Origin of the sequence: Streptomyces sp. NPDC004435 (assembly GCF_042873895.1) — a bacterium.
GTDB lineage: Bacteria > Actinomycetota > Actinomycetes > Streptomycetales > Streptomycetaceae > Streptomyces.
This window is the reverse complement of sequence record NZ_JBIAMB010000026.1, coordinates 1-22,375: the sequence shown is the minus strand read 5'-3', so window position 1 is coordinate 22,375 and position 22,375 is coordinate 1. Positions and strand designations below refer to the sequence as shown.

The following is a 22,375-nucleotide window of genomic DNA, read 5'->3' as shown; positions in this document are numbered from 1 at the left end:
GGCCCGGCTCCGTCCGTGTCCGGGGCCTCGCCCCTGTGGCCGGCCTTGCCCGCGACCTCCGGCTGCGCCCGTGTGGCCGGCCTTGCCCGCGACCCTCCGGCTGCGCCCGCGACCCCTCCGGCTCGCGACGCATCGGGCTGCGCCCGAGGTCCTCGGGCCTCACCCGTGCCCCCGGGCCTCACCCGTGCCCCCGGGCCTCACCCGTGCCCTCGGCTGCGCCGGATCCCCTCCCGCTGGATCTGTCCGGGCCCCGCCCCCCCCGCGCCCCCCGCGCCCCCCCGGCTCCGTCCCGCGGAGGCGCGGGTGCCCGCTGGGGGGTCGCGGAGCGGCGGGTTCCCGCCGTTCCGCGACCCGCCGCCGACGACCGGCCGCGTCCCTTAGGGGAGAGATGGGGGATCGAAGCCCTGGTCGCGATCTATCGCGTGTGTCAGGGTGGACACGTGGACCTCGAAAAGCAGCCCGCCCCCGCGCAGCCCCCCGCCCCTGCCCCGGCCGAGGCACCGGCCTCGCCCGAGGCGCCGGCCCCACCGGCCGCGCCGGCGCCGCCCGCAGCCTCCACACTCCCCACGCCCCCCACCGCTCCCGCGCCGCCGGCCGCCCCCGTCGCCCCCGCGGCCCCGGCCGCGCCTGCGTACGCCGATCCGCAGGGTGCTCTCCGGGCCTCGGACGCCGACCGGGACCGGATCGCGGACATCCTGGCGGAGGCGCTGGCCGAGGGTCGGCTGGACGCCGAGGAGCACGCGGAGCGGGTCGAGGCGGTCTACCGGGCGAAGACCGTCGGCGAGCTGGAGCCGATCGTGCGGGACCTGCCGGCCGCGGACCGGGGTCCGTCTGCGCCGCGCACCGAGCCCGCCCCGGCGGCGTACGGTCCGGAGGACGCGGAGGGGAACGCGGACCAGCTGCTCGCGGTCTTCTCCAGCACCACCCGCAAGGGGCGCTGGCGCGTCGCCCGCCGCACCAACGCCTTCGCGATCTTCGGGAACATCGAGATCGACCTGACCGAGGCGATCTTCGCCCAGCCGCTCACCACCATCAACGCCACCTCGATCTTCGGGAACGTCGAGATCCGCGTCCCGGAGAACATCAGCCTGCGCGGCTCCGGCACCGGCATCCTCGGGAACTTCGAGGTCACGACCCTGGAAGGGGTGGACCCGCAGGCGCCGCTGGTCGTGGTCAACGGCTACGCCCTGCTGGGGAACGTGGAGGCGAGACCGAAGCGCGGCAAGTGGGTCGTCGATCTCCAGAGCAAGCTCCGCAAGCACCTGGGCCACTGAGCTCCGACGGGTTTCGGTCAAGGAGTTGACCGGAATGCGTCGGCGGGGCTCCGGACTCCGGATGGGAGCCGCACGCAGTGCATAGGCGCGCGCACAGCGGGTAGGGCTCGTGCATCGCTGCTCGCTCGCGAAGCCGTCGTCAGGAGTAGACCGTGCTGCAACTGCCGCATCAGCCCCTCCCGGTAGCCGCCGTGCCGCCCCAGCGTGCTCCCGCGCGGGAGGACGAGGCCGGCCCCTGGCACGCGGAGGCGGTGTGCCGCCGGGACGAGGCCGGACTCTTCTTCGCTCCCTCCAAGGAGCCGACCGCCGCGCGGCTGGCCCGCGAGGAGGCGGCCAAGCGGGTCTGCGCGCGCTGCCCCGTGATGGTCGACTGCCGGGAGCACGCGCTGCTGCAGCCGGAGCCCTACGGCGTGTGGGGCGGGCTCACCGCGGCCGAGCGCCGGGTGGTCCTGGCCCGTCGGCGGCGCCGCGAGGTGGAGCTGCGCAAGGCTGCCGCGGCGGAGCGGATCGCCCAGGCCGGCTGACGGGCCGCACTCGGAACGCCGTACGCGAAGAGGGGCGCCCCACCGCACAGGGGGCGCCCCTCTTCGCTGCCGTCGTCGGGCCGGGGTCAGTTCGCCCGGTCGAAGTCGATCTCGCTGTACGCGCGCAGCTTCGAGAGCCGGTGCGTGGAGTCGATCTGGCGGATGGTGCCGGACTTCGAGCGCATGACCAGCGACTGGGTGGTCGCCGTCTCGGAGCGGTAGCGCACCCCGCGCAGCAGCTCGCCGTCGGTGATGCCGGTGGCGACGAAGAAGACGTTGTCGCCGCGGACGAGGTCGGTCGTGGTGAGGACCCGGTCCAGGTCGTGGCCGGCGTCGAGGGCCTTCTGGCGCTCGGCGTCGTCCTTCGGCCACAGCTTGCCCTGGATGACACCGCCCAGGCACTTGATGGCGCAGGCCGAGATGATGCCCTCGGGAGTGCCGCCGATGCCCATCAGCAGGTCGACGCCGGTGCCCTCGCGGGCGGCCATGATCGAGCCGGCCACGTCGCCGTCGGAGATGAACTTGATGCGGGCGCCGGTCTCGCGGATCTCCTTGACGATGCCCTCGTGGCGGGGGCGGTCCAGGATGACCACGGTGACGTCCTCGGCCTGCATGCCCTTGGCCTTGGCGACCCGGCGGATGTTGACCGAGACGGGTGCGTTGATGTCGACGAAGTCGGCGGCCTCGGGGCCGGTGACCAGCTTGTCCATGTAGAAGACCGCGGACGGGTCGAACATGGAGCCGCGGTCGGCGGCGGCGAGCACCGCGATGGCGTTCGGCATGCCCTTGGCGTTCAGGGTGGTGCCGTCGATCGGGTCCACGGCGATGTCGACCTCGGCGCCGGTGCCGTCGCCGACCCGCTCGCCGTTGTAGAGCATCGGCGCCTCGTCCTTCTCGCCCTCGCCGATGACGACGACGCCGTTCATCGAGACGGTCGAGATGAGGGTCCGCATCGCGTTGACCGCGGCGCCGTCCGCCCCGATCTTGTCGCCGCGGCCGACCCAGCGGCCAGCGGCCATGGCGGCGGCCTCGGTCACGCGGACCAGTTCGAGGGCGAGGTTGCGGTCGGGGGCCTCGGGAGAGACCTCAAGCTCGGGGGGCAGGTGGTGCTCGGTCATCGGAGCGCACCTTTCTGTACGACGACGGCCGGAAAAAAGGAGGGTGCTGCGACTCTATCGCCAGGTCGACAAATTGAGCAGAGGGGCCCACGTTTGAGCGCGGGACCGTGATGCGACCATATGGGGCGTGGCAGCTAAGCGAGGCAGGCAGACGGTACGCGGGATGTTCCAGTCCCTCGGGGTGATCATGGTCGCCGCGGGGGTCATGTATCTCTTCATCCCGCACGACGAGAACGCCGATCCGGTGAAGGCGAAGGACTACCGGGTCGAGCTGATCACGGCGCAGCGCGCGGCGCCCTATCCGGTGCTGGCGCCCGAGGGCCTGGGCGACGGCTGGAAGGCGACGGTCGTCTCGTACAAGCGCGAGCAGGGCAATGCCTGGCAGCTCGGCTTCCTCTCGCCGGACACCCAGTACGTCTCGGTGAACCAGTCGACCTCGGAGCCGAAGAAGTACGTGCCGAAGGTCACCCACCAGGCGAAGGACACCGGGAAGACGCAGACGGTGGCCGGTCAGGTCTGGCAGCGCTGGGAGGGTCCCAAGTACGACGCGCTGGTGCGGACCGACGGCGGGGCGACCACGGTCGTGACCGGTACGGCGTCGTTCGAGACGCTCGCGCAGATGGCGGGCGCGCTCCGGTCGAAGCAGGTCTGATCCCCCAGGGCACGGACGAGCCCCCCCGGCGCAGGGCGCCGGGGGGGCTCGTCCGTGTGCGGGTGGGGCTCAGACGGTCGTGATGACGTCGTCGTAGGCCAGGCGCGGGGAGCGGGGGAACCAGGCGTCGTCGCCGGGCTTGCCGATGTTGATCACCATCAGCGGGGTGTGGTCGGCGTCCAGGAACTCCTTCTGGAGGCCGGCGAAGTCGAGGCCGGTCATCGGGCCGGCGGCGAGGCCGGCGGCGCGGACGCCGACGATGAAGTAGGCGGCCTGGAGGGCGGCGTTGAGCAGCGCGGAGCCCTCGCGGACGGGGCGCTCGGCGAAGAAGAGGTCCTTGGCCTGCGGGAAGTGCGGGAGCAGGGCCGGGAGCTCCTCGTGGAACTCGTTGTCGGCGGAGAGTATCGCGACCAGGGGGGCGGCGGCGGTCTTGGCCTGGTTGCCCTCGGCCATGTGCTTGACGAGGCGCTCGCGGGCCTCGGGGGAGCGGACCAGGGTGATGCGCAGCGGGGTCTGGTTGAAGGCGGTGGGGCCGTACTTCACCAGGTCGTAGATCGCCTGGACCTGCTCGTCGGTCACCGGCTCGTCGGTGAACGTGTTGGCGGTGCGGGCCTCGCGGAAGAGGAGGTCCTGGGCGGCGGGGTCGAGAACGAGGGACATGCTGCGTACCTTCCGGACTGCACGGGGCCGCCCGGCGGGGAATCCCGGGCGATGTCCCGACAGTACGCCCAAGGTTGGTGAATGTTCAACTATCTGATCCGGATAGTGATCCGCTTCACTCCCGCCAGTCTAACCGGACCGGTCCCCGTCTCCGCCCGGTGCTCTCACTCCCCGGACTCCTCCTCCGCGCGCTCGGCCGCCAGCGAGGCGTCGAGCCGTGCCCGGGCGCCCTCCAGCCAGTGCCGGCAGACCTTCGCCAGCTCCTCGCCCCGCTCCCAGAGCGCCAGCGACTCCTCCAGCGTCGTCCCGCCCGCCTCCAGCCGCCGGACGACCTCGATCAGCTCGTCGCGGGCCTCCTCGTAACCGAGCGCCGCCGCCGTCTCCGTACCGCTTGCCATGTCTTCTCCGTCTCCGTGACGACTCATGTCGACTCTCGTGATCCCGCGCCGGGCGCGACCGCCGCGCCCCCGCCTCCGCCTACAGCGTCGGCGGCGCCCCGCCCGTCCAGCGCGCGGCGCCCCGCCCGTCCGCCGGCGGCGCCCCGCCCGTCCAGCGCGCGGCGCCCCGCCCGTCCGCCGGCGGCGCCCTGTCCCGCCCCGTCCCGCCTACGTGCGGCGCACCGTGAACTCGCCGTCCGCCACCCGGGCCCGTAGCTCCTCGCCCTCCGCGACCTCCTCCGCCGCGCGGACCACCGCCCCGTCCGCCCGCTGGAGCACCGCGTACCCGCGCTCCAGCGTCGCCGCCGGGGAGAGCGCCCGCACGCGCGCGCGGGTGTGCGCCAGCTCCGAGTCCGCCCGGTCCAGCAGGTGGCCGAGAACCCGCCGGCTCCGCGCGAGCAGCGCGTCCAGCTCGTCCTCCCGGACCTCCACCATCCGCTGCGGGTGCTCCATCACCGGCCGGGCCAGCGCGTGCGCGAGCCCCCGCTCCTCGCGGTCGAGCAGACCCCGGACGGTCCGCAGCGCCCGGTCCCGCAGCCCGCGCACCCGCTCCAGCTCCTCGCCCACGTCCGGCACGACCTTCTTGGCCGCGTCGGTCGGTGTGGAGGCCCGCAGGTCCGCCACCAGATCGAGCAGCGGCGAGTCCGGCTCGTGCCCGATCGCGGACACCACCGGCGTCCGGCACGCGGCCACCGCGCGGATCAGCTGTTCGTCCGAGAAGGGCAGCAGGTCCTCGACGCTGCCGCCGCCCCGGGCGACCACGATCACGTCCACCTCCTCGTGCGCGTCGAGCTCACGAACCGCCTGGATCACCTGCGGCACCGCCTTCACGCCCTGTACCGGGACGTTCCGCACCTCGAAGCGGACCGCGGGCCATCTGCGCCGGGCGTTCTCCAGGACGTCCCGCTCGGCCGCCGACGCCCGGCCGCAGACCAGGCCGATCAGCCCCGGCAGGAACGGCAGCGGCCGCTTCCGGTCGAGCGCGAACAGCCCCTCGGCCGCCAGCCCCCGCTTCAGCTGCTCCAGGCGGGCCAGCAGCTCGCCGATCCCGACCGGCTTGATCTCCACCGCCCGCAGCGAGAGCTGCCCGCGCGGCGCGTACCACTCCGGCTTGGCGTGCACGACGACCCGGGCGCCCTCCGCCACCACGTCGGCCACCGCGTCGAAGACCTGCCGGTAGCAGGTCACCCCGATGGAGATGTCGTACGAGGGATCCCGCAGCGTCAGGAAGACGACCCCGGCACCGGGGCGTCGCGAGAGCTGCGTGATCTGCCCCTCGACCCAGATCGCACCCAGCCGGTCGATCCACCCCCCGATCATCCGGGAGACCTCACCGACGGGCAGCGGCGCTTCGGCGGACGTAGTCAGACCCATGCACCGAGCGTAACCGCGCCCTCCGACAACGTCAGCGTGCGCGGGCGGGGAAGTCAGGTCCGGGCGGCGACTCCGGTGCCGCGCGGGCGGCGGATCACGCCCCGGCATCGTCGGCACCGCGCCCGTACCGCGCCCGTGCCGCGCCCGCACCACCCCCCGCCATCGTCGGCACCGCGCCCGCGCCGGCCCGCGCGGGCGGCCCTCACCCCCCGACCGGCCCCCGGCCCGCCCCCTGGACCGCCAGCACCACCAGGCCCACGCCCAGCCAGACCACGCCCACCACCTGGGCCGCCACCGACGCCTCCACGATCACCGCGACCAGGATCGCCGCGCCCACCACCGGCATCACCACGTGCCGCAGCCAGTCCGGCTCGCCCTCGGCCCGCCGGACCGCGAACCAGCCCACCACGCTCGCGTGCAGCAGCACGAAGGCCGTCAGCGCGCCGACGTCCACCACCGACACCAGGTGGTCCAGGCCGTCGTCACGGCGGGCCGCCCACACCGCCGCGATCATCGTCACCGTCGCCGACACCAGGAGCGCCACCCGGGGCACGCCCGAGTCGGTCCGCGCCAGCACGTGCGGCAGCCGTCCCTCGCGGCCCATCGCGAAGAGCAGCCGGGAGCCCGCCGCCTGCCCGGCCAGCGCCGCGAAGGCCGCGCCGATCGCCTTCGACACGGCCACCAGATCGTGCAGCCACCCGCCGACCGAGACGTCCACCGCGTCGTAGAAGGCGGAGCCCTGCCGCCCCGGATCGGCCGCCAGCTCCGCGGAGGAGACCGGTTCGAGCAGCGCCACCAGCCACGTCTGGGCGACGAAGAGGACACCGGCCAGGACCAGGCAGAAGAGGAGCGCCCGCGCCACCTTCGCCGAGCCCCCGGTGACCTCCTCCGCGAAGGTCGCGATCGCGTCGAAGCCGAGGTACGACAGGACCGCCACCGACACCGCGCCGAACACCGCCGCGAGCGAGAAGGCCCCGTCGCCGGTGAGCGGCGACCACCAGTCCCGCTGCGCCCCGTCCCGTACCAGCACCACCACCGCCGACACCACGAAGACCAGCAGCACCACGATCTCCATCATCAGCACCGCGAAGCCGACCCGGGCCGCGGCCCGCACCCCCCACAGGTTGAGCAGGGTGGTCACCACCACCGCGATCCCCGTCCACACCCAGCGGTGCACCTCCGGCACCAGCGCCTCCATCGCGATCCCCGCGAAGAGGTAGGCGACGGCCGGGATGAGCAGGTAGTCGAGCATCGCCATCCAGCCGGCGACGAAGCCGGGGCCCTCGCCGAGCCCCTTGCGGGCGTACGCGAAGACCGAGCCGGCCAGCGGGGCGACCCGGACCATCTGCGCGTAGCTGAAGGCCGTGAACGCCATGGCCACCGTCGCCACGACGTACACCAGTGCGACCGCGCCGTGGGACTTCGCGTCGAGCGTGCCGAAGACACCGACCGGAGCCATCGGGGCGATGAACAGCAGTCCATAGACCACAAGGTCACGGAATCCGAGACTCCGGCGGAGCCCCTCGTGGCCCGGCGTCCCCGCCGGTTCCCCGCCCACCTGCGCTTTCTCAGCCATGGCGCCAGTCTCGGCCACGGCCGCGCTCCAACCGCTGACCGACGCGGCCTTACGATGGGACGCATGACTGCAACGCCCGCGCCGACGCCCGAGTCCGCCCCCGCGGCCCCGACCGCGACCGACCGTCCGAAGCGTGTCCTGCTCGCCGCGCCCCGCGGCTACTGCGCGGGCGTGGACCGTGCGGTGATCGCCGTCGAGAAGGCCCTGGAGCAGTACGGGGCGCCCGTCTACGTCCGCCACGAGATCGTGCACAACAAGTACGTGGTGCAGACGCTGGAGCGGAAGGGCGCGATCTTCGTCGACCAGGCCACCGAGGTCCCGCCGGGCAACATCGTGATGTTCTCCGCGCACGGCGTCGCCCCGACCGTCCACGAGGAGGCCCGCCAGGGCCGGCTCGCGACGATCGACGCGACCTGCCCGCTGGTCACCAAGGTCCACAAGGAGGCCATCCGCTACGCCAAGGAGGACTTCGACATCCTCCTCATCGGCCACGAGGGCCACGAGGAGGTCATCGGCACCTCCGGCGAGGCCCCCGACCACATCCAGCTCGTCGACGGCCCCGAGGACGTCGCCAACGTCGAGGTCCGCGACCCCTCCCGGGTCGTCTGGCTCTCCCAGACCACGCTCTCGGTCGACGAGACCATGGAGACGGTCGACGCCCTCAAGGACAAGTTCCCGCAGCTGATCTCGCCGCCGTCGGACGACATCTGCTACGCCACGCAGAACCGCCAGATCGCGATCAAGGAGCTCGCCGGCCAGGCCGAGCTCGTCATCGTCGTCGGCTCCAAGAACTCCTCGAACTCGATCCGCATGGTCGAGGTCGCCAAGCAGGCGGGCGTCCCCGCCGCGTACCTGGTCGACTTCGCGAGCGAGATCGACGAGGCGTGGCTGGAGGGCGTGACCTCGGTCGGCCTCTCCTCCGGCGCCTCCGTCCCCGACGTGCTGGTCCAGGAGGTCCTGGAGTGGCTGGCGCAGCGCGGCTACGCCGACGTGGAGCTTGTCAAGACCGCCGACGAGACGCTCACCTTCTCGCTCCCGAAGGAGCTCCGCCGCGACCTGCGCGCCGAGGCGGCCGAGCTCGTCAAGGAGTAGGACCCGGCCCGCCCGGTTAGCTTGATTCCATGAACGTCTTCGGAGTGGACATCGGCGGCTCGGGCATCAAGGGCGCCCCCGTGGACCTCGCGCGCGGCGCCCTCGCCGAGGAGCGGTACAAGGTCCTCACCCCGCACCCCGCGACACCGAGCGATGTCGCGGGGTGCGTCGCGGAGGTCGTGGCGCACTTCGGCTGGAGCGGCCCGATCGGCGTGACCTTCCCCGGCGTCGTCACCGGCAGCACGATCCGTACCGCCGCCAACGTCGACCCGTCCTGGGTCGGCACCGACGCCGGCGCGCTCATCGGCGAGGCCGTCGGAGGGCTGCCGGTCACGGTGCTCAACGACGCCGACGCGGCCGGCGTCGCCGAGATGACCTTCGGCGCGGGCCGGGGCCGCACCGGCACGGTGATCCTGCTGACCCTCGGCACCGGCATCGGCTCCGCCGTCTTCACCGGCGGCCGGCTGGTCCCCAACACCGAGCTGGGCCACCTGGAGCTCAAGGGCCACGACGCGGAGAAGCGCGCCTCCTCCAAGGCCCGCGAGGACGAGGAGCTGACCTGGGAGCACTGGGCCTCCAAGCGCCTCCGCAAGTACCTGGCCCATGTCGAGATGCTCTTCTCGCCCGAGCTCTTCATCCTCGGCGGCGGAGTCAGCCGCAAGGCCGACAAGTTCCTCCCGTACCTCGAAGGCATCCGCGCCGAGATCGTCCCCGCGGAGCTGAGGAACGACGCGGGCATCGTCGGCGCGGCGATGACCGCGGCCGGCGACTAGGGCCTGTACGGCTGAGGGGGTACGGGAGCCTCCGCCGGCGGAGGCTCCCGTGGGAGGGGTACGGCTCCGGCGGAAGCTCCTGGGTCCTGGGGGAGGGGTACGGCTCCGGAGGCGGCCCCCAGGGAAGCGGTACGGCCCCAGGGAAGCGGTACGGCTCCCGGGCTGGGTCGGTGCTGCCTACCCGGGGGGCTGCCTAACGGGGGGCGCGGCCGCGCGGAGGGGGCTCGCGGCGTACCGGGCGGGCGCGCGGGGCGGCGCCGGGCGGGGGAGCCGTCGGGCGGCGGCGCCGGCGGGTCATGTCGCGGGCCTTGCGCACGCTCGCGATGACGCCGGCGATCAGCGTCCCCCCGTACAGCCAGCCGGCGTGCACGGCGAGGGCGGTGACCACGGCCATCGCCTGCCCGCCGAAGCCGCCGGTGCCGCCCGCGATCGGCACGACGCCGACGGCGAAGGCGATCGGCACGGCGATCGGCGCGGTCACCAGGTCGGCGGTCCGGACCCAGAGCGCGGTCAGCGCGCTGACCGGCAGGAACAGCAGCCCGAACGCCAGCGGCGACCCGTCCAGGACCAGCCGGTCGAGGAAGCCGACGACGAGCATCGCCGCCGACGCGAACAGCCCCGCGCCCAGCCCGGTGAGCCGGGGCGCGGGCAGCCGCCGCAGGGCCTGCACGACCGGTGCGGGCCGACGCCCGGCCGCCGGGGCGCCGACCCGGTAGACGGTGGCCGCGCCGGCCGCGCCCCCCTCCACCTCCACCTCCACGAGCGCGCCGGGCGGGGTGTGAGGGGTTTGCGGCCGTCGGCGGCCTTGCGGCTGACTTGTCCTGTGCTGCTCCACCTCACCAACGTATTTCGGGAGGCGACGGGACGTGCCCGGGACACGCCCTTTGGGTGACCTCGGGCCGCACTTCGACCGAAGTCGGCCGAACTCTTCCGCCGACGGCCGGTGAGGGCCGCGCCGCACCCCCCGTAAACTGGGGGATCGACCCATCATCCGTATCTAGGGAAGTCGCCACCGTGTCGCTCACGATCGGAATCGTCGGCCTGCCGAATGTCGGCAAGTCGACCCTGTTCAACGCCCTGACCAAGAACGACGTGCTGGCGGCCAACTACCCGTTCGCCACGATCGAGCCCAACGTCGGCGTCGTCGGCGTGCCCGACGCCCGGCTGACCAAGCTCGCCGAGATCTTCGCCTCCCAGCGCATCCTTCCGGCCACCGTCGACTTCGTCGACATCGCGGGCATCGTGCGCGGCGCGAGCGAGGGCGAGGGCCTGGGCAACAAGTTCCTGGCGAACATCCGCGAGTCCGACGCGATCTGCCAGGTCATCCGCGCCTTCAAGGACGAGAACGTCGTGCACGTCGACGGCAAGGTCTCGCCGAAGGACGACATCGAGACGATCAACACCGAGCTGATCCTCGCCGACCTCCAGACCATCGAGAAGGTCCTCCCGCGGCTCCAGAAGGAGATGCGGATCAAGAAGGACACGGCGCCCAAGGTCGCCGCCGTCGAGGCCGCGCAGGCGATCCTGGAGAAGGGCGACACCCTCTTCTCGCAGGGCATCGTCCAGGGCTCGGAGAAGGCGGAGCTCCTCCACGACCTCCACCTCCTGACCACCAAGCCCTTCCTCTACGTCTTCAACGTGGACGAGGACGAGCTGACCGACGACGCCTTCAAGGCCGAGCAGAGCGCGCTCGTCGCCCCGGCCGAGGCGATCTTCCTCAACGCCAAGCTGGAGCAGGACCTCGCCGAGCTCGACGAGGAGGACGCCATGGAGCTCCTCCAGTCCGTCGGCGCCGAGGAGCCCGGCCTCGCCACCCTCGCCCGCGTCGGCTTCGACACCCTCGGCCTCCAGACCTACCTGACGGCGGGCCCGAAGGAGTCCCGCGCCTGGACGATCAAGAAGGGCGCCACGGCCCCCGAGGCGGCCGGTGTCATCCACACCGACTTCCAGAAGGGCTTCATCAAGGCCGAGGTCATCTCCTTCGCCGACCTCGTCGAGACCGGCTCCGTCGCCGACGCCCGCGCCAAGGGCAAGGCCCGCATGGAGGGCAAGGAGTACGTCATGCAGGACGGCGACGTGGTGGAGTTCCGCTTCAACGTCTGACCGGAGCGCCGGTGGCGTGCCTCGACGGCCGGAGAGGGCCCGCCTGCGCAGGCGGGCCCTCTCCGTGTGTGCGCGGTGGAGCGGTTCTCCAGTGAGGATGGAGCGGGCGGGGAGAGGGTGGCGACGGTGCTGCCGTCGCCGTGGCGGCAGTGCGTCACGGGAGGGAGTCACTGTGTCCCAGTCGGTCCAGACGGCCCAGGCGGCCCAGGAGACGTACAGCCAGGTCGGTGGAGACCTCTACGCCGAGGTCCAGACGTACTACGCGTGGCAGATGCGGCGGGTGGACAGCCTGGACATCGAGGGGTTCGCGGACACCTTCACCGAGGACGGCGAGGTGGTGCACGCCGGCGGGCAGTGCCAGCGCGGGCGGGAGGAGATGATCGCCGGCATGCGGGCCAGTCTGCCGCGCTACCGGGACATCGCCGTCCGCCACTGGTTCGGGCACCCGCTGATCGAGGCCGACGCGGACGACCCCGACACGCTCCGCGTCTCCTACTACACGCTGGTCACCCTGACCGATCGCGAGGGGAAGGTCTCCTTCCAGCCCACGTTCACGGTCGAGGACGTGCTCGTGCGGCGGGGCGGCCGGCTGCTGACCAGGTCGCGGGTGATCCACCGGGACACTCCGGTCGAGAGCGCGTCCTGAGGACGGACGGAAGGGCCCTCCGAGTCCGCTCGGAGGGCCCTTCCGTCCGGTCACGCCGGTCAGTCGATGCCCCGGCAGATGTGCGGCTCGCTTCCGTCGTCGTCGGGTTCCCCTGCCAGCAGCAGGACCGGCACGCCCGCGGCGGTGTCGTGTTCCTTGGGGTCGGACCGTTCGCGTTCACCGACCGTCACCATGGTGGGTTCCTCCTTCTCGGCCGTTCCGTCCGTCTCCTCAGGCGTGGCAGGCGGGCAGCCCGCCGTTGAAGGCGACCATCTCCCCGAACGACCTGGCGACGTCGATCCTCGCCGCCGGGGGCAGGCCCTCGACCTCCGCGTACGCCCGGTGCAGGTTGCCGACCAGGCGCTCGGCGTCGACGAGTCCGGCGAAGACGCCCAGCTCCGTCCGGTGGGCGGCCTCCAGCGGGGTCAGCCCGTCGCGTACGCCCTCCTCGGCGGTCCGCCGCAGGAAGCGCAGGTACGCCTCGGTGAAGTCGAACAACTCCGGTCCGCCGACGGGACCGTGGCCCGGGACGACCGTACGGGCCCCCAGCGCGCGCAGTCGGTCCAGGGCCTCCAGCGAGCCGCTGACCGAGCCGAACAGGACGAACGGTGTCACCCGCGACCACACCACGTCCCCGGTGAACAGGACGGAACGCTCGGGGATCCACGCCACCACGTCGTTCGCCGTGTGTGCCGGGCCGACGTGCAGCAGTTCGACCCGCAGACCGCCCAGCCGCAGCGTCAGCGACCCGTCGAAGGTCAGGTCGGGCAGCACCAGGGGCGTGCTGCCCCAGTCGACGTCCGGCCACAGGCCGCGCAGGCCGAGCCCCGCCTCCGCCGAGTCGGCCCGGGTCCCCTCGTGGGCGACGACCACGGCGCGCGGCGCGAACTGCCCGTTGCCGAAGGTGTGGTCGCCGTGGAAGTGGGTGTTGACCACGTAGTCGGGACCGGCCGGCGCGACGCGCTCGGTCTCCGTCCGCAGCCGGCGCGTGCGCGCCTCCGTCGCGGCGGTGTCGACCAGGACGGTGCGGTCCGAGCCGACGACGAGCCCCGCGTTGTTGAGGCACCAGCCGCCGTCCGGCTGCACGTAGGCGTACACCCCGTCCGCCAGTCGCCGGAGCGCGGGCGGCTCCCCGTCCGGGCGTGGCCCGGTGTCCGGCCGCGTCTGTTCGGGCAGGTCCGTCGCCGTCTCGTTCATGCCGCACTCCTCTGCTCGGTGGTGGGCAGGCCGGTGAACCCGCCCCGGTGGAAGAGAAGGGGGTCGGGGGAGCGGTCGCGGATGACGACCGCGACCGCCCGGCCGATGAGCAGGGTGTGGTCCCCCGCCCGGTGCTCGTGCTCCAGGACGCACTCCACGTACGCCTCGGCCGACGGCATCACCGCGTTGCCGGTGACGCCCGGGACGGCCGCCATGCGCCGTACGGCGGCCTGTCCCTCGCTCCGGTCGGGGCGGCAGAACTCCACGGCCAGGTCCCGCTGTCCACGGCCCAGGACGTTCACCGCGAAGCTCCCGGCGGCACCGACCCGCGGGCGGATCCGGCCGGCGGACTTGACCGAGACGAGCAGCAGGAGCGGGTCGAGCGAGACGGAGACCAGGCTGTTGAGCGTGATCACCGAGGTGCGGTCGCCGTAGCCCTGGGTGAGCAGGGTGACGCCGGTGGGGAACCGGCCCATCGCGGCACGGAAGTCCGCGGCGTCGGGGGCGGGCGAGGGATCCGGCCGAACCGGCGCCGCCCCGCCGGCCGTCGTGTCGCCTGTCGTGCCGCCCGCCCCGCCGTCCGTCGTGCCGCCCTTTGTGCCGTCCTGTGGGTCGCCCGACGCCGTCGGGCCGGCCGGCGTCGTGCCGGAGGGTGCTGTCGTGGTTGTCATGGGTCGCGCTCCGTCTCTGCGCGCGGCGCCTGGCCGCGCCACGTGGTGGCTCAGTAGGCGCCGAGGCCGCCGCAGACGTTGAGGGCCTGGGCGGTGATCGACCCGGCCTGGTCGGAGACGAGGTGGCCCACCAGGCTCGCGACCTCGTCGGCCGTCGCGTAACGGCCCAGCGGAATCTTGGAGTTGAACTTCTCCTGGATGTCCTGCTCGCTCACGCCGTAGTGCGCCGCGTACCCCTGCCGCACCCGCTGCGCCATCGGCGTCTCCACATAGCCCGGGCAGACGGCGTTGACCGTGATCCCGCGCTGCGCCAGCTCCTTGCCGACGGCCTTGGTGAAGCCGATGACGCCGGCCTTGGAGGCCGAGTACGGGGCGGCCAGCTCCACGCCCTGCTTGCCGCCGGTGGAGGCGATGTTGACGATCCGGCCCCAGTCGCCCTCGCTCATCAGGCCGGTGCTCAGCACCTCGCGGGTGACCCGGAAGGTCGCGTTGAGGTTCGTCTCGATGACGTCGTCCCACAGGGCGTCGTCGATCTCGGCGGTCACCCCGCCCCCGCCGCGGCCGGCGTTGTTCACCAGGACGTCGATGCGTCCGTACGCCGCGACCGCCGACGCCACCGCGGTCCTGATCTGCTCCACCGAGGTCACGTCGCAGACGGCGCCGGAGACCTCCAGGCCCTCCTCGCGCAGCCGCTTGACCAGGGTGGTGACGCTCTCCGCGCCGCGCGCCACCCCGAAGACGGCGAAGCCCCGCCGGGCCAGCAGCTCCGTGACGGCGAGCCCGATCCCGCTGGTCGCCCCGGTGACGAACGCGACCCGACGGGTCTGTCCGGTGGCCGGTTCCGCGTTGCTCATGGTCTCTCCCCTGATCGTCGGACGGTCGGTTCATGACGAGTGGCCAGGACCGTCGCCGTGCGGGCTAGGGCGCGGCTCGATCCGGCCCGGAGCCGGGCGGCGGGGAGTCGGGCGTCCCTCAAGCGCGGCTCGACACCCGGCCTAGCGCCCGGCCCGAACGTCGTCCCTCGACCGGCCGGATCGCGCCACCGACGCGCGAGGTGACCAAGGAGGGCACGTGCCCGAGCAGACGATTGCGGACGTACGCAAGTGGGTGACCGTCGCCGCCACCCCGGAGGAGGCGTTCAAGGTCTTCACCGAGCGCCCCGCCGACTGGTGGCCGCCGAGCCACGTCCTGCTGAAGAAGGAGCGGGCCGGCCTGGCCTTCGAGCCGGGGGCCGGCGGCCGCTACTACGAGTGGGACGTGGACGGCGAGGAGATCGACTGGGGCCGCGTCCTCGAGTGGGTGCCCGGCCGACGGATCGTCATGACCTGGCGTATCGACGCCAGTTGGCAGTCCCTGCCGACCGACGACGGGGCCAGCGAGATCGAGGTCGACTTCGAGCCCGCCGAGGGCGGCGGTACGAAGGTCACCCTCGCCCACGTGAAGCTGCACCAGCACGGCGAGGGCGCCGACCGCATCTTCGCCGCCCTGGACGGACCCTCGCCGGGCGAGACGCTCGAACGCTTCGAGCGCGCCGTCCGGGCCTCGCGCTAGGCACTCTCGCGCCGGGCTCCCGGGGCGCCGGTTCCTGCGCCGGGCGCCGGTCCTCGCGCCGGGCGCCGGTCCTCGCGCCGGGCGCCGGTCCTCGCGCCGAGCACCGGGCCCCGCGCCGGGTGACGCCCCGGGCCTCGCGCCCCCATCGCACCGCACGTCCCGTCACCGAGCACGCCTCGGAGGAGGAGAGCACCAGGATGCCTGCCGACACACATCAGGAAACCGGACTGGGCACGGGCGCGGAGAAGGTACGCGTCCTCGCCGCCCCGCACGCCCAGGACGCCGACCGCGACCGCGCCCTGCGTCCCGAGGTGGTCGAGGCGGTGCGGGAGGCCGGCTTCGCCCGCCACTTCGTCGCCTCCGCGCTCGGCGGGGCGGAAGGCTCGTTCGGCGAGCTGGTCGAGGCCGTCGTCTCCGTCGCGGAGGAGTGCCCGGCCACCGCGTGGACCGCCTCCCTCGCCGCCCACTCGGCCCGGCTGGCCGCCCACCTGCCCGCCGAGGGACAGCGGACCGTCTGGGCCGACGGCCCCGACATGCTGATCGCCGCCGGGCTGATCCCGTCCGGACGCGCCGTGCCCGCGGAGGGCGGCTGGCGCGTCGCCGGACGCTGGAACTACGTGAGCACGGTCGACTCCGCCGACTGGACCCTCGTCTGCGCGGCGGCCCCCGCCCCGGACGGCCCGCCGCGCCTCCTCTTCCTCGCCCTGCCCCGCGGCTCCTACCGCACGCTCCCGACCTGGGACGCCATCGGCATGACGGCCACCGGAAGCCACACGGTGGTGGTCGAGGACGTCTTCGTGCCCGAGCACCTCGGCTTCGACAGGACCGAACTGCTCACCGGCCGCAACACGTCCTCGGACGCCGACGTCCACCGGGTGCCGTTCGCCGCCGTCGCGGGGCTCACCTTCGTGGCGCCCGCGGTGGGAGCCGCCCTGGGCGCGCTGCGCGCGGCGGGCACCGTCCTGACCGGCGACCGGCGCACCCCTGACCGGGAGGCCGTCCTCACCCGCGCCGCCGCGCGGATCGACGCCGCCCGCCTTCTGGTCCAGGAGAACGCCCGCACCCTCGACACCCGGGACTTCACGCCGGCGACCCTCGCCCGCTCCGAGCGCAACGCGGCCGCGGCCGCGGAGCTCGCCGCGGAGGCGGTCTGGACGCTGATCCGCACCTCCGGCACGGGCGCGCTCTCGGCGGGCCACCCCCTCCAGCGGTTCTGGCGCGACGTCGTGACCGCGAGCAGCCACAAGGCCCTGCAGTTCGAGACCTCCGCGGCGCGCAGCTACGCGGCGGCGGTCCTCGGCCCGCGGGACGCGACGAACTGACCCGACGTCCGGCCCGGTCCCCCGCCGTACGCCCCGCGCCGTACGGCACGCCCCGTACGCCCCCGTCGTACGCCCCGTACGTCGTACCCCCGCCCCGCGGACGCCCCGCTCCGCCCCCGTCCCCGGGGGCGGGGCCGGATCCCCGCCCCGCCTGCCCGGCCCCCACGACCGGGAGACACGCCCCACGTCACCCCATTCCGGAACCAAGGAGCGCACCGTGCCAGCAGCAGCCCCACACGACGCCCCGGGCGGCGTCCGCTCGACCTTGCCCTCGCTCACGGGGCTGCGTTTCGTCGCGGCCTTCGTCGTGCTCGTCTCCCACACCGGCTATCTGTTCTTCATGGGCGCCGACCCCGCCGACGACTACTCGGACTACCTGTTCGTGATCGGCTCGCTGGGGCTCACGTTCTTCTTCGTGCTCAGCGGGTTCATCCTCACCTGGGTGGCCCGGGAGGACGACACCCGTCGGCTGTTCTGGCGGCGGCGCCTGGTGAAGATCTTCCCCAACCACCTCGTCACCCTCGCCGCCACCGTGATCCTCATGACGGTGACCGGTCTCGCCGTCACGGTCGAGAACACCCTGCCGTCGGTCTTCCTGCTCCAGAGCTTCTTCCCGATGCAGGACGTCATCCAGGGGCACGGCATCAACTCGCCCAGCTGGTCGCTCACCTGCGAGCTGCTGTTCTACCTGTGCTTCCCGCTGCTGCTGCCCCTGGTCCGGCGCATCCGCGACAGCCGCCTCTGGCTGTGGACGGGCGGCTTCACCCTCGCCGTCCTGGCGGTGCCCTTCGTCGCCCAGGTCCTGCCCGACCAGCCCGTCATGTGGTGGGGCGGCGACATGTCCTGGTGGGAGTACTGGTTCGTCTACCACTTCCCCGTGACACGCATGCTGGAGTTCGTCATCGGCATCCTGATGGCGCAGATCGTGCTGCGCGGCCGGTGGATCGGACTGAAGCTGCCCTGGGCCGCGCTCCTCGCCGTCGCCGCCTACGGCGTGACGACCCAGCTCCCCGACGTGTTCGCCTGGATGTCGCTGAGCGCGCTGCCGCTCGCGCTGGTGATCGCCGCCGCGGCCACCGCGGACGTACGCGGTGAGCGCACCGGCTTCGGAGGCCGGACGATGGTGTGGCTCGGCGAGATCTCCTTCGCCCTGTACATCGTCCACTACCTCGTCCTGTACTACGGGCCGGTCCGCGCCGTCGACCCGACGCACGGGATGGAGACCTGGAGCTTCGCCGAGGCGCTGGGCGACATCGCCCTGACCATCGGGATCAGCCTCGTCCTCGCCTGGCTCCTGTACACCTTCGTCGAGCGGCCGGCGATGCGGCGCTGGAGCCGCCCCTCCCCGAGCCCGGCCGCGACCGCCCCTCCCGGCACCGCCACCACCGGTACGGCCTCGACCACCGGCACCTCCGCCGCTCCCGCCACCGCCGTCGGGGCGTCCGAGCCCGCGCCGCGCAAGGAACCCACCCTGCTGCAGTGACCGGCGGCCCGGCCGACGGGCGAAGCGCCGCGCACACCGCCGCGCCGCGGGGACCCACCGCCCCCGCGGCGCGGCGGGCGACCACTCACCGAGGAGCACTCATGACGCCTCCGATCACCCCCTTCCGCGTCGCAGTGACGGACGCGCAGCTCGACGACCTCGACTCCCGCCTCGCCCGCACCCGCTGGCCGGACCGCGAGACCGTCGACGACTGGTCCCAGGGAATGCCCCTGGCCTACGCCCAGGAACTGTGCGCGTCCTGGAAGGACGCCTACGACTGGCGGGCCACCGAGGCCCGGCTCAACCGGATCCCCCAGTACCGCACGGAGATCGACGGCCTCGGCATCCACTTCCTCCACGCCCGGTCCCCGCACCCGCAGGCCGTACCGCTGCTCCTCACCCACGGCTGGCCCGGCTCCGTCGTCGAGTTCCTCGACGTGATCCGGCCCCTCACCGAGCCGGACGACCCGGCGGACGCCTTCCACGTCGTCTGCCCCTCACTGCCCGGCTTCGGCTTCAGCGACCGGCCCGCCTCCCACGGCTGGACCGCCGAGCGGACCGCCACCGCCTGGCACACCCTCATGGAGCGCCTGGGATACGGCCGCTACGCCGCGCACGGCGTCGACTGGGGGTCGTTCATCACCACGATCATGGGCGAGCAGGACCGAGGCGCGCTGCTCGGCATCCATGTCGCCATGCCCTTCGCCCGCCCGCCCCAGGAGCAGGTCGAACTCGACGAGCGCGACCTCGCCGGACTGGCGCGGATGAAGGCCTTCAAGGAGCAGGAGGGCGGCTACTCGGTCATCCAGACCACCCGCCCCCAGACCCTCGGCTACGGCCTGACCGACTCACCGGCCGGCCAACTCGCCTGGATGGCCGAGAAGTACTGGGCGTGGAGCGACCACGACGGCGACCTGGAGAAGGCGATCCCCCGGGACCGGCTCCTCGACGCGGTCAGCGTCGCCTGGTTCGCCGGCACCGCCGCCTCGTCCGCCCGGATCTACTGGGAGAGCCAGAACAGGATGGCGCTCGGCGAGGTCCCCGTACCGGCCGCCGTGGCCAACTACCCCAAGGACGGGCGGATGCCGCGCCCCTGGATCGAGGGGCGCTTCACCGACCTCCGCAGCTGGAAGGAGTACGACACCGGGGGCCACTTCCCCGCCCTGGAGGATCCCGAGCGGCTCGTCACCGACCTCCGGGACTTCTTCCGCGACCTGCGCCCGTAGGGCCGGGACGTGCGTTCGCAGGGCGGCTTCGACCCGCGTCCGCAGGGTCGGGACCCGCGCCCCCGCCGCAGGGCCGGCCCGCGCGGTCGAGCGGGAGTCCAGCGGTCCGCCCTAGCGTGCCGCTATGGGCGAATCACACACCATCAAGATCGTCGGCGCGCGCGAGCACAACCTCAAGGACGTCTCCCTGGAGATCCCGAAGAACACCCTCACGGTGTTCACCGGCGTCTCCGGCTCTGGCAAGTCCTCCCTCGTCTTCGACACCGTCGCCGTGGAGGCGCAACGGCAACTGAACTCCACCTACAGCTGGTTCGTCCGCAACCAGCTGCCGAAGTACGAGAGGCCGCACGCCGACGCCATCGAGAACCTCTCCGCCCCCGTCATCGTCGACCAGAAGCCGGTGGGCGGCAACAGCCGCTCCACGGTGGGCACGATGACGGACATCTACTCGATGATCCGGGCGCTGTTCGCGCGCCACGGCACCCCGTCCAGGGGCCTCGTCTCCCTGTACTCCTTCAACGACCCCAAGGGCATGTGCCCGGAGTGCGAGGGGCTGGGGAACGTCCAGCGCATCGACCCCGACCGGGTCGTGGACCGGACGAGGTCCCTCGACGAGGGCGCCATCCTGGTGCCCTGGTACCGGGTGGGCAGCCCCGAGTGGCAGCTGTACGCGACCTCGGGGCGGCTCGACCCGGCGAAGGTGCTCGCCGACTACACGCCCGAGGAGTGGCACACCCTCCTGCACGGCAGCGGCGGGCCGAAGGTGCGCCTCACGACGAAGAACAGCTCCCTCGACGTGAATTACGAGGGCCTCGTGGACCGCGTCACCCGCCTCAACCTCAAGCGTGACGTCAGCACGATGAGCGAGAAGAACCGCGAGGCCATCGCGGCCTTCATCACCGAGCAGCGGTGCCCGGCCTGCGACGGCGCCCGCCTCGGCCCCGAGGCGCTCGCCACCCGCATCGACGGGCTCTCGATCGCCGACTGGTGCCGGATGGAGATCGGCGACCTCATCGGCGTGATCGGCCGCATCGACGACCCGGTGGCCGGACCGATCGCCGCCGCGGCCCGCACCGCCCTGGAACGCGTCGCGGACATCGGCCTCGGCTACCTCAGCCTGGACCGGGCCACCAACACGCTCTCCGGCGGCGAGGGGCAGCGCCTCAAGCTGGTCCGCCACCTCGGCAGCACCCTCACCGGCATGACGTACGTCTTCGACGAGCCCAGCACCGGCCTGCACCCCCGGGACGTCGGCCGGCTCGGTGACCTGCTGCGCTCCCTGCGCGACCAGGGCAACACGGTCCTCGTCGTCGAGCACGACCCCGACGTGATCGCGATGGCCGACCACGTCGTCGACGTCGGTCCGCGCGCCGGCGTCCACGGCGGCGAGATCGTCTTCCAGGGCTCCTACGACGAGCTGCGCGCCGCCGACACGCTCACCGGGCAGGGGCTGCGCGCCGCCGCCGAGCCGCGCACCCGGTTCCGTGAGCCGCGGGGCAAGCTGGCGATCGAGGGCGCCTCCGTCCACAACCTCAAGAACGTGTCGGTCCACATCCCGACCGGTGTCCTCACCGTCGTCACGGGCGTCGCGGGCTCGGGAAAGAGCAGCCTCGTCTCCGAGGCGTTCATGACCGCCCACCCCGAGTCGATCTACGTCGACCAGTCGCCGATCGCCGCCTCCTCCCGCTCCACGCCCGCCACGTACCTCGGTGTGATGGACCCGCTGAGGAAACTGTTCGCCAAGACGAACAACGCCGCCCCCGGCCTGTTCAGCGCGAACTCCGCCGGCGCGTGCGAGGACTGCCAGGGGAGGGGCGCGGTCATCACCGAGATCGCGTACATGGACCCGGTGACCGTGCACTGCGAGACCTGCGACGGCCGGCGCTTCAAGGACGAGGTCCTCGCGCACACCGTGCGCGGCAGGTCCATCGCGGACGTCCTGGAGATGTCCGCGGAGGAAGCGGTCGCCTTCTTCGAGGAGAAGCCCCTGCGGGACCGGATCCGCGCCCTCGTGGAGGTCGGCCTCGGCTACCTCACCATCGGGCGGGCGCTGAGCACGCTGTCCGGCGGCGAGCGCCAGCGCATCAAGCTGGCGGTCCAGCTCAACCGGCCGGGCAGCGTCTACGTGCTGGACGAGCCGACCACGGGCCTGCACATGTCGGACGTGGCCACCCTGGTGCGGCTCCTCGACACCCTGGTCGACCAGGGCAGCACCGTCGTGGTCATCGAGCACAACCTCGACGTGGTCAAGGAGGCCGACTGGATCATCGACCTGGGGCCCGAGGGCGGCAAGGGCGGCGGCGAGATCGTCTTCACCGGGACGCCGCGGGAGCTCCTGTCCTCGACGGGATCGCTGACCGGTGAGCACCTGCGGTGCTACCTGGGCGTCGCCGGCGCCTAGCGCGGACCCGGAACACGGTGAGGGGCCGGCGCACGGGCGCCGGCCCCTCACCGCTGCCACGGGCGGAGAGCGCCCGCTCAGCGGGCGTTGAAGTAGTTCGCCTCCGGGTGGTGGAGGACGAGGGCGTCGGTGGACTGCTCGGGGTGGAGCTGGTACTCCTCCGACAGCTCGACGCCGATCCGCTCCGGCCGGAGGAGGTGGGCGATCTTGGCGCGGTCCTCCAGGTCGGGGCAGGCGGGGTAGCCGAGGGAGTAGCGGCAGCCCTGGTACTCGGTGCGGAGCATGCCGTCGATGC

23 protein-coding genes are annotated in these 22,375 nt (G+C 73.0%); 12 read left to right on the top strand and 11 right to left on the bottom strand.

What is annotated here, in order from left to right; all coding sequences use genetic code 11:
- The first annotated feature begins 440 nt into the window (after positions 1–440).
- Both ACFYT9_RS34305 and ACFYT9_RS34300 read left to right on the top strand, forming a co-directional pair.
- On the top strand, positions 441–1,274 hold the full coding sequence (locus ACFYT9_RS34305; protein ID WP_387276675.1) for a DUF1707 domain-containing protein: 834 nt from the start codon (positions 441–443) through the stop codon (positions 1,272–1,274).
- 152 nt (positions 1,275–1,426) lie between these two features.
- Positions 1,427–1,798 (top strand): WhiB family transcriptional regulator, encoded by a 372-nt coding sequence (locus ACFYT9_RS34300; RefSeq protein ID WP_360314322.1) that lies wholly within the window; start codon positions 1,427–1,429, stop codon positions 1,796–1,798.
- 86 nt (positions 1,799–1,884) lie between these two features.
- Here the strand turns inward: ACFYT9_RS34300 and glpX are convergent, their stop codons facing one another.
- Entirely contained in the window at positions 1,885–2,916 is a 1,032-nt protein-coding gene (gene glpX, locus ACFYT9_RS34295; protein WP_387276679.1) for a class II fructose-bisphosphatase, read from the bottom strand.
- Positions 2,917–3,043: 127 nt separating this feature from the next.
- Between glpX and ACFYT9_RS34290 the strand changes: the two genes are divergently transcribed.
- The gene (locus ACFYT9_RS34290) at positions 3,044–3,568 is read left to right on the top strand and encodes a DUF4245 domain-containing protein (RefSeq protein WP_376597431.1); all 525 of its coding nucleotides are present in this window, start codon (positions 3,044–3,046) and stop codon (positions 3,566–3,568) included.
- A gap of 69 nt (positions 3,569–3,637) precedes the next feature.
- On the opposite strand, the gene ACFYT9_RS34285 is transcribed toward ACFYT9_RS34290, so the two are convergent.
- The 4 genes from ACFYT9_RS34285 to ACFYT9_RS34270 form a co-directional block, all read right to left on the bottom strand.
- Positions 3,638–4,228 (bottom strand): malonic semialdehyde reductase, encoded by a 591-nt coding sequence (locus tag ACFYT9_RS34285; RefSeq protein WP_376595137.1) that lies wholly within the window; start codon positions 4,226–4,228, stop codon positions 3,638–3,640.
- A 164-nt stretch (positions 4,229–4,392) separates the two neighbouring features.
- The gene (locus ACFYT9_RS34280; RefSeq protein ID WP_319012375.1) at positions 4,393–4,626 is read right to left on the bottom strand and encodes an exodeoxyribonuclease VII small subunit; all 234 of its coding nucleotides are present in this window, start codon (positions 4,624–4,626) and stop codon (positions 4,393–4,395) included.
- Between the two features lie 207 nt (positions 4,627–4,833).
- Entirely contained in the window at positions 4,834–6,039 is a 1,206-nt protein-coding gene (gene xseA, locus ACFYT9_RS34275) for an exodeoxyribonuclease VII large subunit (RefSeq protein ID WP_376595136.1), read from the bottom strand.
- A 202-nt stretch (positions 6,040–6,241) separates the two neighbouring features.
- Positions 6,242–7,615: an APC family permease gene (locus ACFYT9_RS34270; protein WP_376595135.1), complete on the bottom strand. Its 1,374-nt coding sequence runs from the start codon at positions 7,613–7,615 to the stop codon at positions 6,242–6,244.
- Positions 7,616–7,669: 54 nt separating this feature from the next.
- Here ACFYT9_RS34270 and ACFYT9_RS34265 point away from each other — a divergent pair, with 54 nt between their 5' ends.
- Both ACFYT9_RS34265 and ppgK read left to right on the top strand, forming a co-directional pair.
- On the top strand, positions 7,670–8,707 hold the full coding sequence (locus ACFYT9_RS34265; RefSeq protein WP_376595134.1) for a 4-hydroxy-3-methylbut-2-enyl diphosphate reductase: 1,038 nt from the start codon (positions 7,670–7,672) through the stop codon (positions 8,705–8,707).
- 29 nt (positions 8,708–8,736) lie between these two features.
- Entirely contained in the window at positions 8,737–9,480 is a 744-nt protein-coding gene (ppgK, locus tag ACFYT9_RS34260) for a polyphosphate--glucose phosphotransferase (protein ID WP_389169926.1), read from the top strand.
- Between the two features lie 193 nt (positions 9,481–9,673).
- Here the strand turns inward: ppgK and ACFYT9_RS34255 are convergent, their stop codons facing one another.
- Positions 9,674–10,315, bottom strand: coding sequence for a DUF6542 domain-containing protein (locus ACFYT9_RS34255; RefSeq protein WP_376595132.1), 642 nt, complete (start codon positions 10,313–10,315; stop codon positions 9,674–9,676).
- A 179-nt stretch (positions 10,316–10,494) separates the two neighbouring features.
- On the opposite strand from ACFYT9_RS34255, the gene ychF reads away from it, so the two are divergent.
- Positions 10,495–11,583 (top strand): redox-regulated ATPase YchF, encoded by a 1,089-nt coding sequence (gene ychF / locus ACFYT9_RS34250; RefSeq protein WP_387276689.1) that lies wholly within the window; start codon positions 10,495–10,497, stop codon positions 11,581–11,583.
- A 172-nt stretch (positions 11,584–11,755) separates the two neighbouring features.
- On the top strand, positions 11,756–12,229 hold the full coding sequence (locus ACFYT9_RS34245) for a nuclear transport factor 2 family protein (protein ID WP_387276691.1): 474 nt from the start codon (positions 11,756–11,758) through the stop codon (positions 12,227–12,229).
- A 59-nt stretch (positions 12,230–12,288) separates the two neighbouring features.
- On the opposite strand, the gene ACFYT9_RS34240 is transcribed toward ACFYT9_RS34245, so the two are convergent.
- The 4 genes from ACFYT9_RS34240 to ACFYT9_RS34225 are packed head-to-tail and all read right to left on the bottom strand — an operon-like array spanning position 12,289 to position 14,951.
- On the bottom strand, positions 12,289–12,423 hold the full coding sequence (locus tag ACFYT9_RS34240; RefSeq protein WP_387276693.1) for a hypothetical protein: 135 nt from the start codon (positions 12,421–12,423) through the stop codon (positions 12,289–12,291).
- Between the two features lie 37 nt (positions 12,424–12,460).
- Positions 12,461–13,426 carry an MBL fold metallo-hydrolase gene (locus tag ACFYT9_RS34235; protein WP_389169921.1) on the bottom strand — a complete coding sequence of 322 codons (966 nt, stop codon included), beginning with the start codon at positions 13,424–13,426 and terminating at the stop codon, positions 12,461–12,463.
- Positions 13,423–14,097: a flavin reductase family protein gene (locus ACFYT9_RS34230; protein WP_389169918.1), complete on the bottom strand. Its 675-nt coding sequence runs from the start codon at positions 14,095–14,097 to the stop codon at positions 13,423–13,425. The genes ACFYT9_RS34235 and ACFYT9_RS34230 overlap by 4 nt, the downstream gene beginning before the upstream one ends.
- 50 nt (positions 14,098–14,147) lie before the next feature.
- Positions 14,148–14,951, bottom strand: coding sequence for an SDR family NAD(P)-dependent oxidoreductase (locus ACFYT9_RS34225; RefSeq protein ID WP_387276699.1), 804 nt, complete (start codon positions 14,949–14,951; stop codon positions 14,148–14,150).
- Between the two features lie 217 nt (positions 14,952–15,168).
- Between ACFYT9_RS34225 and ACFYT9_RS34220 the strand changes: the two genes are divergently transcribed.
- From ACFYT9_RS34220 to ACFYT9_RS34200, 5 genes are all read left to right on the top strand, one after another.
- Complete coding sequence (locus ACFYT9_RS34220) at positions 15,169–15,648, top strand: SRPBCC family protein (RefSeq protein WP_389169915.1); 480 nt, start codon at positions 15,169–15,171, stop codon at positions 15,646–15,648.
- A gap of 197 nt (positions 15,649–15,845) precedes the next feature.
- A complete protein-coding gene (locus ACFYT9_RS34215) occupies positions 15,846–16,970 on the top strand; it encodes a hydrolase (RefSeq protein WP_389169912.1) in 1,125 nt (374 codons plus the stop codon).
- A 217-nt stretch (positions 16,971–17,187) separates the two neighbouring features.
- Entirely contained in the window at positions 17,188–18,453 is a 1,266-nt protein-coding gene (locus tag ACFYT9_RS34210; protein WP_389169909.1) for an acyltransferase family protein, read from the top strand.
- A gap of 101 nt (positions 18,454–18,554) precedes the next feature.
- A complete protein-coding gene (locus ACFYT9_RS34205) occupies positions 18,555–19,679 on the top strand; it encodes an epoxide hydrolase family protein (protein ID WP_389169906.1) in 1,125 nt (374 codons plus the stop codon).
- A gap of 124 nt (positions 19,680–19,803) precedes the next feature.
- On the top strand, positions 19,804–22,080 hold the full coding sequence (locus ACFYT9_RS34200) for an ATP-binding cassette domain-containing protein (RefSeq protein WP_389169903.1): 2,277 nt from the start codon (positions 19,804–19,806) through the stop codon (positions 22,078–22,080).
- A gap of 77 nt (positions 22,081–22,157) precedes the next feature.
- On the opposite strand, the gene ACFYT9_RS34195 is transcribed toward ACFYT9_RS34200, so the two are convergent.
- Positions 22,158–22,375 (bottom strand): vitamin B12 dependent-methionine synthase activation domain-containing protein (locus ACFYT9_RS34195; protein ID WP_389169901.1); only part of this gene is annotated, 218 nt, incomplete at its 5' end.

Coding starts and splice junctions, on each gene's coding strand:
- ACFYT9_RS34280 (WP_319012375.1), bottom strand. CDS start 4,626: ATGGCAAGCGGTACGGAGACGGCGGCGGCGCTCGGTTACGAGGAGGCC.
- ACFYT9_RS34240 (WP_387276693.1), bottom strand. CDS start 12,423: ATGGTGACGGTCGGTGAACGCGAACGGTCCGACCCCAAGGAACACGAC.
- ACFYT9_RS34230 (WP_389169918.1), bottom strand. CDS start 14,097: ATGACAACCACGACAGCACCCTCCGGCACGACGCCGGCCGGCCCGACG.
- ACFYT9_RS34200 (WP_389169903.1), top strand. CDS start 19,804: ATGGGCGAATCACACACCATCAAGATCGTCGGCGCGCGCGAGCACAAC.
- ACFYT9_RS34225 (WP_387276699.1), bottom strand. CDS start 14,951: ATGAGCAACGCGGAACCGGCCACCGGACAGACCCGTCGGGTCGCGTTC.
- ppgK (WP_389169926.1), top strand. CDS start 8,737: ATGAACGTCTTCGGAGTGGACATCGGCGGCTCGGGCATCAAGGGCGCC.
- xseA (WP_376595136.1), bottom strand. CDS start 6,039: ATGGGTCTGACTACGTCCGCCGAAGCGCCGCTGCCCGTCGGTGAGGTC.
- ACFYT9_RS34215 (WP_389169912.1), top strand. CDS start 15,846: ATGCCTGCCGACACACATCAGGAAACCGGACTGGGCACGGGCGCGGAG.
- ACFYT9_RS34285 (WP_376595137.1), bottom strand. CDS start 4,228: ATGTCCCTCGTTCTCGACCCCGCCGCCCAGGACCTCCTCTTCCGCGAG.
- ACFYT9_RS34235 (WP_389169921.1), bottom strand. CDS start 13,426: ATGAACGAGACGGCGACGGACCTGCCCGAACAGACGCGGCCGGACACC.
- ACFYT9_RS34270 (WP_376595135.1), bottom strand. CDS start 7,615: ATGGCTGAGAAAGCGCAGGTGGGCGGGGAACCGGCGGGGACGCCGGGC.
- ACFYT9_RS34265 (WP_376595134.1), top strand. CDS start 7,670: ATGGGACGCATGACTGCAACGCCCGCGCCGACGCCCGAGTCCGCCCCC.
- glpX (WP_387276679.1), bottom strand. CDS start 2,916: ATGACCGAGCACCACCTGCCCCCCGAGCTTGAGGTCTCTCCCGAGGCC.
- ACFYT9_RS34205 (WP_389169906.1), top strand. CDS start 18,555: ATGACGCCTCCGATCACCCCCTTCCGCGTCGCAGTGACGGACGCGCAG.